Below are 9,041 nucleotides of genomic sequence, written 5' to 3' on the forward strand. Positions count from 1 at the left end.
GAACAGCTTGAGCAACCGCTGCGCTTCCAGGGCCAATACTTCGACCCCGAAAGCGGCCTGCACTACAACCGGCACCGCTACTACAATCCCGAGACTGGCCGTTACCTGACGCCCGACCCGAGCAAGTTGGTGGGTGGGCTCAATGGGTACCGGTACACCCTGAACCCGACGGGGTGGGTGGATCCGTTGGGGTTGGCATGTCAGTGTCCTGGTGATATTGAGGCTGATGGGCCGTTCAGCGAAATTGTGCCGGGAGGAGGGTTGGCTGCGCATGAGGCTCGTGGTGGGCATTTAATAGAGAAACATGTGGGGCGCTCTGAAGATCAACTGAGGAGGCGCCTTGATTTGGAGCCTCGCGTACCTACTGCGTCGACATTCCCTGATAGGGCTACGGCAGAGTCAGCTGTTTCCAGTGTATTAAAAACAAGAAAATTAGAGATAGACGAATTTCTAAGTAGTAGATTGAGAACATCACTTGCTCTACGGCAACCCTTCTCTTCTCCAGTAGGAGTCGGCGTTGTACGTCAAACTGGAAATCTAGAACCACTGTCGGTTGTGGTGTTGGTTATTAGAAAATCTGACAGGTCACCAACCGGATATAATTTACTTACAGGATTTATTGAAAAAAATGAAAGATAAATACCCAGAGCTTTTCCAGTTCTTTGGATGCTACTTTCATCAAGATTGGATGTGCGAGTCATCAGATCCTGATGAAATAATAAGAAATTTTGTTTCGGACTCTGCGCCTGAAATCGTTGACATGGTTAAAAATGAAATCTCGACACTATTAAAAATTAAATTTTGTGATGAGAAAATGAGAGGATTCATTATGGATAAAATGCCTTGCAATTATTGCTATTGGATGGATTGGGAGTCTGGTGAAATGTGGCTAAAGCATATTCTGGACGTAATGAGTCGCACTGATACCTCTCCGCTTGATGGTAACTAGAAGAAGTAGCCGTATGCAGATTGGCAGACTGAGGTGAAGTCGTTTGGGCCGCGCGCTACAACGGCTACGGCAAACTCACCGAGCTCCGGCACGGCGACGGCAAGCGACTGGAGCAACCGCTGCGTTTCCAAGGGCGAAACCACGTGCCGACGTCACCACAATTTCCAGTGTGGGAGCGAGCTTGCTCGCGATAGCGAAGTGTCAGTCACCCTCAACGGCAGCTGACCCACCGCCATCGCGAGCAAGCTCGCTCCCACAGGTTTATCAGTGACTTACAGGTCGCGGCTTTGCCCTCAGCCATTAAAAAAACCACCCCTTTGATCGTTCCCACGCTCCTGCGTGGGAATGATCGAATCTAAACTGGAATGGGTCAAAAACCCAAGGCATGGCACGATGGAGCTGACCATCAAGCGGAATCTAAAATTAGAAAATCCAACCTTTAAGCGGAGAAAGTAATGTTAGATAGAAATAAGGAAATCGTTATTTCCGGGGAGTCTGCACTTGAAGCTCTAGCTGAAATTGAGTTTATTTTGATATCGCTACACAAGATGGGTAGCTACTACGGTGATAAGCCAATTGAAAAGTACCAGCGCGCCACCACGGAGTTCATAGATAATGAAAAAGTAACCCAGAAGCTCGCTAAAATTAGAAAGATCATCAGTGAAGGGTTTGATACAACTCTAGGCGAAGATGATATGGACGATATCGAGCGGCGTATGGAGGGTATTAATTTCTGGAAGCCCTAATAGATTTTTCGTTACGGTGCCTATGAAATGAACAGCAAGCCAACCAAGCACCATTATCATGAGGGGGTATGGACGTATGAGTTGAAGGGGAATGTGATGGGTGTTGACAATACAGTTGTGCGCGTTCCTTTGGCGAATGGCAAAAAATGAAAATAAAAATAGATGAAGTTAGGAGCGTCAGTGGCAATATCTCAGTAGCTTTTTCGACAGATTTTGGAAGCGCGGTCGCGACTTGGTCGGCCGATATTCCGAAAGTCGGTGAACAACATGATGTGGAATTTGAGATAGATGAAGAGTTTGCGTGGGGAAATAATGTCGATGTTTCAGGTGGTCGTTTTTCATTGAGCATAAAGGATAGGGTCATTTTTCTAAGCGCGTCTCTAGTCTCCATGGCTGAGGATGGGGTTGCGATAATTGATATCAATGGAACGAAAACAATGATTGAGTTGGAGGGCTGTCTTATGCGACCTCCGTTTTTTATAAGTCTAAGTTTCGAAAAATTAACCCTTTGCCCAGCTAATTTGTGAGCTGGAAGAATGATGCAGCCAGTGACGCTCTGCGTACATCGAAGATGCATTCAGGGAAGCTTATAAAATGAAGGGGGAGTGTGTGGGTTTGCATGAAGTAACTAAGCTTGGCGGGACTATAGTTTTTGATGATCTTTCAAGATTGGATCAATCAAGGGATGTTCTGCTTGGTATAGACGATTTAAAGGAAGATCTATTCCAGGCTTCTTTTCCGCTTGAGCAAATAATAGATATTGGTTGGTATCCTGAGTTCTGTGAGAGTGGATGCTTCAGGGTTCTTCTTGTGTTGKGCTGCAACTGGGACTCTCCTGTATGTTCTACAGAGGCTAAGAGTTGGGCTGAACTAGAAGGTGCTTTGATAGATACGTTAAAACAAGTCAAGGTTGCGTGAGGTAAGTATTGGTTGAGTTAAGTGTCGAAAATAAATCAACGAGGGCGGCCCACACAGCAAAAAATCAACGCCGCCCCCAGTGTTATTGATCGTTCCCACGCTCCCGCGTGGGAATGCATCCCGTGACGCTCTGCGTCACAACCAGAAGCGGAACGCAGAGCGTCCCTGGCGACATTCCCACGCAGGAGCGTGGGAACGATCGATAACCTGTGGCGAGGGAGCTTGCTCCCGCTGGGCTGTGGTAGGAGCTGCCGAAGGCTGCGATCTTTTGATCTTGATCTTTCGCTTGATACTCAACTGGCTTTGGAAAGATCGCAGCCTCGCTTTGCTCGGCAGCTCCTACGGCGCAGCCGAGCGGGAGCAAGCTCCCTCGCCACGATGATTCACACAGCCTTTAAGTCAACGGTCGCCTGTAGGGCTGGCGCTCACGCATTCCCGACGTCACCACAATTTCCAGTGTGGGAGCGAGCTCGCTCGCGATAGCGAAGTGTCAGTCACCCTCAATGGCAGCTGACCCACCGCCATCGCGAGCAAGCTCGCTCCCACAGGTTTATCAGTGACTTACAGGTCGCGGCTTCGCCTTCAGCCATTAAAAAAACCACCCCTTTGGCACCGATAACATCGTTTCTCGGGCGCGCGGCTTTTCCCTATATTGGCCCTCAGATTCGGTGGATGGCTCAACGTCCACCCCCTCAGTGTGAGTAGCCTCAATGAACAATAAACCTGACAGCACAGGGCTTGATAACGCGGGAGCGGGAACCCGGGCGGTTTGGGGTGGGGAGCAAGTCAGGCACCCCTACAACGCCACGCAAACCCCCATCGTGGCCAGCGCCGCGTATGGTTACGACGACATCGACGTCTGGTACGACGTTGCGCTGGGCAAGGCCCCCGGTTTTATCTACAGCCGCATGAGCAACCCGACCGTCGAGACCCTCGAAGCCAAGATCCGCGAGCTGGAAATGGCCGAGTCCGCCGTGGCTTTCAGCAGTGGCATGGCGGCGATCAGCAGCGTGCTCTACACCTTCCTGGCCCATGGCGATCGCGTGGTGTCGACCAAGGACAGTTACGGCGGCACCAACAAGATTTTCGAAGAGTTCCTGCCGCGCACCGGCGTGGCGGTGACCTTGTGCGAGACCTTCGATCACGACGACCTCGAGCGTGAAATCGCCAAGGGTTGCCAGGTGCTGTACCTGGAAACCCCCACCAACCCCACCCTGAAAATCCTCGACATCCCGCGCCTGGTGGCGGCGGCCAAGCGTGTCGGCGCCGTGGTCGTGGCCGATAACACCTTCGCCACACCGCTGAACCAGAGCCCGCTGGCCTTGGGGGTGGACGTGGTGATTCATAGCGCGACCAAGTTCCTCAGCGGCCATGGCGACGTGCTCGGTGGCCTGGTGTGTGGCAGCGAAGCCTTGATGGCCCAGGTGCGGCATTACCGGGAAATCAACGGCGCGAGCCTCGACCCGTTCTCGGCCTACCTGATCATTCGGGGCATGAAGACCCTGGCGCTGCGCATGCGCCAGCAACAACACAGCGCCCGGGCCCTGGCCGAATTCCTCTGCACCGAACCGCTGGTAGAAGCGGTCAATTACCCGGGCTTACCCAGCCACCCGAACCACGCCGTGGCCTGCGCGCAGATGTCCGGCTTCGGCGCCATCGTCAGTTTTGTCCTGGTCGGTGGCATGGACACGATCAAGCTGCTGCTGCCACGCCTGCGCTTCGCCCATTGCGCCGGCAACCTGGGCGCGGTGGAAACCATCTACGGCCCGGCCCGCACCACCAGCCATGTCGAGAACACCTTGGAAGAACGCTTGGCCCTGGGCATCTCCGAAGGCCTGGTGCGGGTTTCGGTCGGCATCGAAGACACGGACGATCTACTGGACGATCTGAAACAGGCCTTCGCCTTCGTCAAAAAGACCCTCGATCCGCAACTCAATGAAGTCCACATCGAGACCGCAAACTGAAGTTTGAAAGTTGGTACCCCATAACAAGGCTGTGAATGGGGCGTTCATGAATAGGAATAATAATAAAAGCTCAGCGGCGCTTGTCTGACTCGCGTAGACGTAGATGCGCGCCCTGACATTTCATGAGAACAACCATGTCCATAACAGAACAACAAACGAGTACGCGGGCCGGCTTCAAGCAGGAAATGCAGACGCGCCATATCGTCATGCTGGCCTTGGGCGGCGTGATCGGCACCGGCCTGTTCCTGACCTCCGGCTACACCGTTAACCAGGCCGGTCCCATGGGCGCGGTGATCGCCTACATCATCGGCGCGCTCATGGTCTACATGGTGATGATGTGCCTGGGGGAACTGGCGGTGCAGATGCCGGAAACCGGTTCGTTCAGCACCTACGCCACGCGGTTTCTAGGCCCGGGCACCGGCTACACCGTGGCCTGGTTGTATTGGCTTACGTGGACGGTGGCGATCGGTTCCGAATTCACCGCTGCCGGCATCCTCATGTCGCGCTGGTTTCCCGACACGCCGGTGTGGATCTGGAGCGCCCTGTTTGCCGGCGTGGTGTTCCTCACCAACGTGATTTCGGTGCGTTTGTTCGCCGAGACCGAGTTCTGGTTGTCGTTGATCAAAGTGCTGACCGTGGTGGTGTTCCTGCTGATCGGCGGTGGCGCGATTCTCGGCCTGCTGAACATCGACCAGGCCCACAGCATCGGCTTGAGCAACTTCACCCGCGAGGGACTGTTTCCTACCGGCTTCATGCCCATCGTGATGACGCTGCTGGCGGTCTCCTTCGCGTTCTCCGGCACTGAACTGATCGGCATCGCCGCCGGTGAAACCAAGGACCCGCAACGCAATGTGCCACGCGCCATCCGCACCACAGTGCTGCGCCTGGCGGTGTTTTTCGTCGGGACCATTTTTGTCCTGGCGACCTTGTTGCCCCGCGAGCAAGCCGGTCTGGTCGAAAGCCCATTCGTCACGGTGTTCACCTACATCGGCATTCCGTACTCCGCCGACATCATGAACTTCGTGATCATCACCGCCCTGTTGTCGGCGGCCAATTCCGGGTTGTACGCCGCCTCGCGGATGCTCTGGACCCTCAGCGACCAAGGCCACCTGCCCAAGCAGTTCTCGGCCCTGACCCGCATGGGCACGCCGCTCAACGCGATCATCGTCAGCATGGCCGGCGGCGCGGCATCGTTGCTCAGCAGCGTGTTTGCCGCCGACACCATCTACCTGGCGCTGGTGTCGATTTCCGGCCTGGCCGTGGTGGTGGTGTGGATGAGCATCGCCGCGAGCCAGATCGCTTTCCGTCGTCACTATGTGGCCCACGGCGGCGACATTCGTGACCTCAAGTTCCGCGTTCGCGGTTATCCGTGGGTGCCGCTCGGTGCGCTGGTGTGCTGCAGCCTGGCGTGCGTCGGGATCGCCTTCGACCCTGAACAACGGGTGGCGCTGTACTTCGGCTTGCCGTTCATCGCCTGGTGTTACTTCGTGTATTACATTACCCGCAAAAGCCGCGAGCGACGCTTGTCGGTTGCCCTCGTGGCACAACCGTCCGACGCGTTCTAAACCGCGTCGACGGGGCGGGCAAACGTGCCCGGTGCGTGGGGGTTAACGAGGTAAGACCATGAAGCAAAAAACGTTGCCCCCGTTGAACTGGCTGCGGGCGTTCGAAGTGTCGGCCCGCTGCCTGAACTTCACCCACGCCGCCGACGAATTATTCTTGACCCAGGGCGCGGTCAGCCAGCAGATCCGCCAATTGGAAAGTCACCTCGGGGTGGCGCTGTTCAAGCGTTTGCCCCGCGGCCTGGGCCTGACCGAGGAAGGCCAGGCGTACCTGCCGGTGGTGCAGGACGCGATCACGCGATTGGCGGTGGGCACCAACGAAATCTTTGGCCAGCACAAACGTCGGCCAATCAAGGTGCGCGGCAGCCTGGCGTTTTTCGTGCACTGGCTGGCGCCGAAACTGGTGGATTTTCGCCAGGCGCATCCGCACGTCGACATCCGCTACATCAGCAACATCTGGGTCAAGGAGCTGGATGGCGAAGACGACATGGAAATTCGCTGGGGCCACGGCCAATGGCCCGGCCTGGTGTCGCAACGCCTGACCTGGGACACCTTGTTCCCGGTGTGCTCGCCCGCTTTGATGGCGACGCTGAAAGTGCCGGCGGACGTGGCCAAGCATCCGTTGCTGCACGTGCTGGGTTACGAAGAGGGCTGGGGCTACTGGCTGAAAATGGTCGGTGTCGACAGCGTTGATTCCTCGACCGGCATGCAATTCGACACGCTGGTCTGCACCTTGCGGATGGCTGAATTGGGGCAGGGCATCGCCCTGGCGCGGTCGTCGATGGTGAGTGACATGCTCGACGACGGACGCCTGGTCGAGCCCTTCGCCCAGCGCATCGAAGCCAGCGAATCGTTTTACCTGGTGCGCAGTTCCGGGGCCGAGCAACACCCGGACGCGGCGCGGTTTTCCACCTGGCTGGTGGAGCAGGCGCATCGCTTTAAATGAACTGTTTTACGGAGTTGACCATGCGCTATGTGAGTACCCGAAATTCCGCCGTGCAGGTCGATTTCGAAAAAGTCGTGCTGTCGGCCATCGCCGAGGATGGCGGCCTGTTTGTCCCCGTCACATTGCCGCACTTCGAACCCCAGGACATCGCCAACTGGTCGACATTGTCCTATGACGAACTGGCCTATCGAGTGATGCGTCCGTTCGTGGGCGAGGCGATCCCCGAGGCTGACTTCAAGCGGGTGCTCAAGGAGGCCGGCAGCCAGTTCAGCCATCGCTCGCTGGCGCCGTTGCATCAGGTGGATCGCAATGAATGGGTCCTGGAATTGTTCCATGGGCCGACCCGCTCCTCGAAGGATTTTGCCGCGCAGTTGCAGGCGCGGCTGGTGCAGTACTTCCTGCGTAAACGCGGGCGTCGCGCCGTGGTGATTGGCGTCACCAACGGCGACACCGGCCTGGCCGCCATCGAGGCCTTCAAGCACTGCGACGAGACCGACGTGGTGGTGATTTATCCCGAGGCCGGCGTGCCGCAAGACCAGCTTCAAGACCTGCAAGCGACGGCGCATCCGCGGGTTCATCAAGTGGCCGTCGATGGCAGTTTCGATGAATGCCAGACCTTGGTCACCCAACTGTTCCGCCAGCATGAGGCGATCAGTTTCAATTCCAGCAACTGGGTCAGCGTCATGGCGCAGTTGGTGTTTTATTTCCACGCGGTGCTGCAACTGGGCGGCGGTCAGCGGCCCATTGGCTTCAGCGTGCCGGCGGCGAGTTTTGCCGAAGTTTATGCCGGCTACATCGCGCAGAAGATGGGCTTGCCGATCACGCAGATGATCGTCGCGACCAACCAGAATGACGCGCTGCATCAGTTCTTTTTGAAGAACCACTACTCGCGATTGCGCGCCAGCAAGACCCTGTCGCCGGCCATGGATTTGTCGATTTTTTCCAACCTGGAACGGTTTCTCTGGGAACTCTATGGGCACGATGATCAAGCAGTCAGCGCGCTGATGCATACCTTCGAAACCCAGGGCGAGATGACCATCGCCAACGAGTTCTGGTTGCAGGCGCGGATGATCATCGACTCGTACGCGGTCAGCGATGAGCAGACGCTGGAGGAAATCACTTCGCTGCATCGCGACACTGGTTACGTCATCGACCCACACACCGCCACCGGCGTGCTAGCGGCGCGCTTGTACCGGCGCAGCCTGGTGGCGCCGATGGTGACCTTGGGCGAGATATCACCTATTAAATCGGCGGTGTTGCTCGGTGAGTTGGGGATCCCCGTGGCGGCGCCACAGCGTACGATGTCCGAGCAAGGCCCGGCGCAGATTCATCGCATCCAGCCGGACGACCTCGGTGCTCTTCATCAACTGCTCGGTGCCCTATAACCGGAGGCCCCATGAAGCGAATTCTCGACCCCCTCGACGAACGCATCATCGCCGAATTGCGCCTCAACGCCCGCGCCGCCCACGCCGAGCTGGCGGCCAAGGTCAATCTCTCGCGCAACGCCGTGCGCCAACGCATCGAACGCCTCGAACGCGACGGCGCGATCCAGGGCTACACGGTGCGCACCGGGGAGGGCGCTCACGCGTCGTCGAACATCAACGCGGTGATCTTCGTCTACCGCTACGACCGCATGCGCGGCGCCGAGGTATTGCAGGCGTTGCAGGCCATGCCCGAAGTGCTGCAGTGCGATGTGATGAGCGGCGAATTTGATTTGATGCTGCGAGTCGGCGCGGCGAACCCGGAGCGGGTGCACAAGGTGTGGAAAGAGATCTCGGCGTTGCCGGGGGTGGAGAACACCGTGACGTCGTTTGTGTTGTCGTCGGTGGTCTAGGCGCGCTATCCGTCACAACAGTGAGCCCTGTGGCGAGGGAGCTTGCTCCCGCTGGGCTGCGAAGCAGCCCCAACCTGGTCACCCTCAATCAACCTGACCCACCGCGCTGCATGATTTGGGGC

10 protein-coding genes are annotated in these 9,041 nt (G+C 57.0%); all 10 read left to right on the forward strand.

The features are described 5' to 3' along the window. A partial coding sequence (locus AB4Z20_RS27770; protein ID WP_442091187.1) for an RNase A-like domain-containing protein occupies positions 1 to 639 on the forward strand: 639 nt, incomplete at its 5' end. Next, the gene (locus AB4Z20_RS27775) at positions 629 to 949 is read left to right on the forward strand and encodes a contact-dependent growth inhibition system immunity protein (RefSeq protein WP_442091189.1); all 321 of its coding nucleotides are present in this window, start codon (positions 629 to 631) and stop codon (positions 947 to 949) included. The genes AB4Z20_RS27770 and AB4Z20_RS27775, both read left to right, overlap by 11 nt. Positions 950 to 1,404: 455 nt before the next feature. Continuing rightward, complete coding sequence (locus AB4Z20_RS27780; RefSeq protein WP_442091191.1) at positions 1,405 to 1,695, forward strand: hypothetical protein; 291 nt, start codon at positions 1,405 to 1,407, stop codon at positions 1,693 to 1,695. A 146-nt stretch (positions 1,696 to 1,841) separates the two neighbouring features. Next, positions 1,842 to 2,222, forward strand: a complete 381-nt coding sequence (locus AB4Z20_RS27785) for a hypothetical protein (RefSeq protein ID WP_156395727.1) — start codon at positions 1,842 to 1,844, stop codon at positions 2,220 to 2,222. A gap of 82 nt (positions 2,223 to 2,304) precedes the next feature. Then, complete coding sequence (locus AB4Z20_RS27790) at positions 2,305 to 2,613, forward strand: hypothetical protein (protein ID WP_442091194.1); 309 nt, start codon at positions 2,305 to 2,307, stop codon at positions 2,611 to 2,613. Positions 2,614 to 3,323: 710 nt separating this feature from the next. Next, positions 3,324 to 4,577, forward strand: coding sequence for a cystathionine gamma-synthase family protein (locus AB4Z20_RS27795; protein WP_253469745.1), 1,254 nt, complete (start codon positions 3,324 to 3,326; stop codon positions 4,575 to 4,577). A 134-nt stretch (positions 4,578 to 4,711) separates the two neighbouring features. After that, positions 4,712 to 6,142, forward strand: a complete 1,431-nt coding sequence (locus tag AB4Z20_RS27800; protein WP_442091196.1) for an amino acid permease — start codon at positions 4,712 to 4,714, stop codon at positions 6,140 to 6,142. Positions 6,143 to 6,200: 58 nt separating this feature from the next. Then, a complete protein-coding gene (locus AB4Z20_RS27805; RefSeq protein WP_258689474.1) occupies positions 6,201 to 7,085 on the forward strand; it encodes a LysR substrate-binding domain-containing protein in 885 nt (294 codons plus the stop codon). Between the two features lie 20 nt (positions 7,086 to 7,105). Then, complete coding sequence (thrC, locus tag AB4Z20_RS27810; protein ID WP_442091199.1) at positions 7,106 to 8,470, forward strand: threonine synthase; 1,365 nt, start codon at positions 7,106 to 7,108, stop codon at positions 8,468 to 8,470. A gap of 11 nt (positions 8,471 to 8,481) precedes the next feature. Continuing rightward, positions 8,482 to 8,919: an Lrp/AsnC family transcriptional regulator gene (locus tag AB4Z20_RS27815; RefSeq protein ID WP_003205952.1), complete on the forward strand. Its 438-nt coding sequence runs from the start codon at positions 8,482 to 8,484 to the stop codon at positions 8,917 to 8,919. The last annotated feature ends 122 nt before the right edge of the window (positions 8,920 to 9,041 follow it).

The sequence above is a fragment of the Pseudomonas sp. KB_12 genome, from assembly GCF_052114545.1.
Classification (GTDB): Bacteria; Pseudomonadota; Gammaproteobacteria; order Pseudomonadales; family Pseudomonadaceae; genus Aquipseudomonas; species Aquipseudomonas brassicacearum.

What these genes read in the sequence shown, in the direction of transcription:
- AB4Z20_RS27775 (WP_442091189.1), top strand. Translation starts at nt 629, where the DNA reads ATGAAAGATAAATACCCAGAGCTTTTCCAGTTCTTTGGATGCTACTTT.
- AB4Z20_RS27780 (WP_442091191.1), top strand. Translation starts at nt 1,405, where the DNA reads ATGTTAGATAGAAATAAGGAAATCGTTATTTCCGGGGAGTCTGCACTT.
- AB4Z20_RS27785 (WP_156395727.1), top strand. Translation starts at nt 1,842, where the DNA reads ATGAAAATAAAAATAGATGAAGTTAGGAGCGTCAGTGGCAATATCTCA.
- AB4Z20_RS27795 (WP_253469745.1), top strand. Translation starts at nt 3,324, where the DNA reads ATGAACAATAAACCTGACAGCACAGGGCTTGATAACGCGGGAGCGGGA.
- AB4Z20_RS27800 (WP_442091196.1), top strand. Translation starts at nt 4,712, where the DNA reads ATGTCCATAACAGAACAACAAACGAGTACGCGGGCCGGCTTCAAGCAG.
- AB4Z20_RS27805 (WP_258689474.1), top strand. Translation starts at nt 6,201, where the DNA reads ATGAAGCAAAAAACGTTGCCCCCGTTGAACTGGCTGCGGGCGTTCGAA.
- thrC (WP_442091199.1), top strand. Translation starts at nt 7,106, where the DNA reads ATGCGCTATGTGAGTACCCGAAATTCCGCCGTGCAGGTCGATTTCGAA.
- AB4Z20_RS27815 (WP_003205952.1), top strand. Translation starts at nt 8,482, where the DNA reads ATGAAGCGAATTCTCGACCCCCTCGACGAACGCATCATCGCCGAATTG.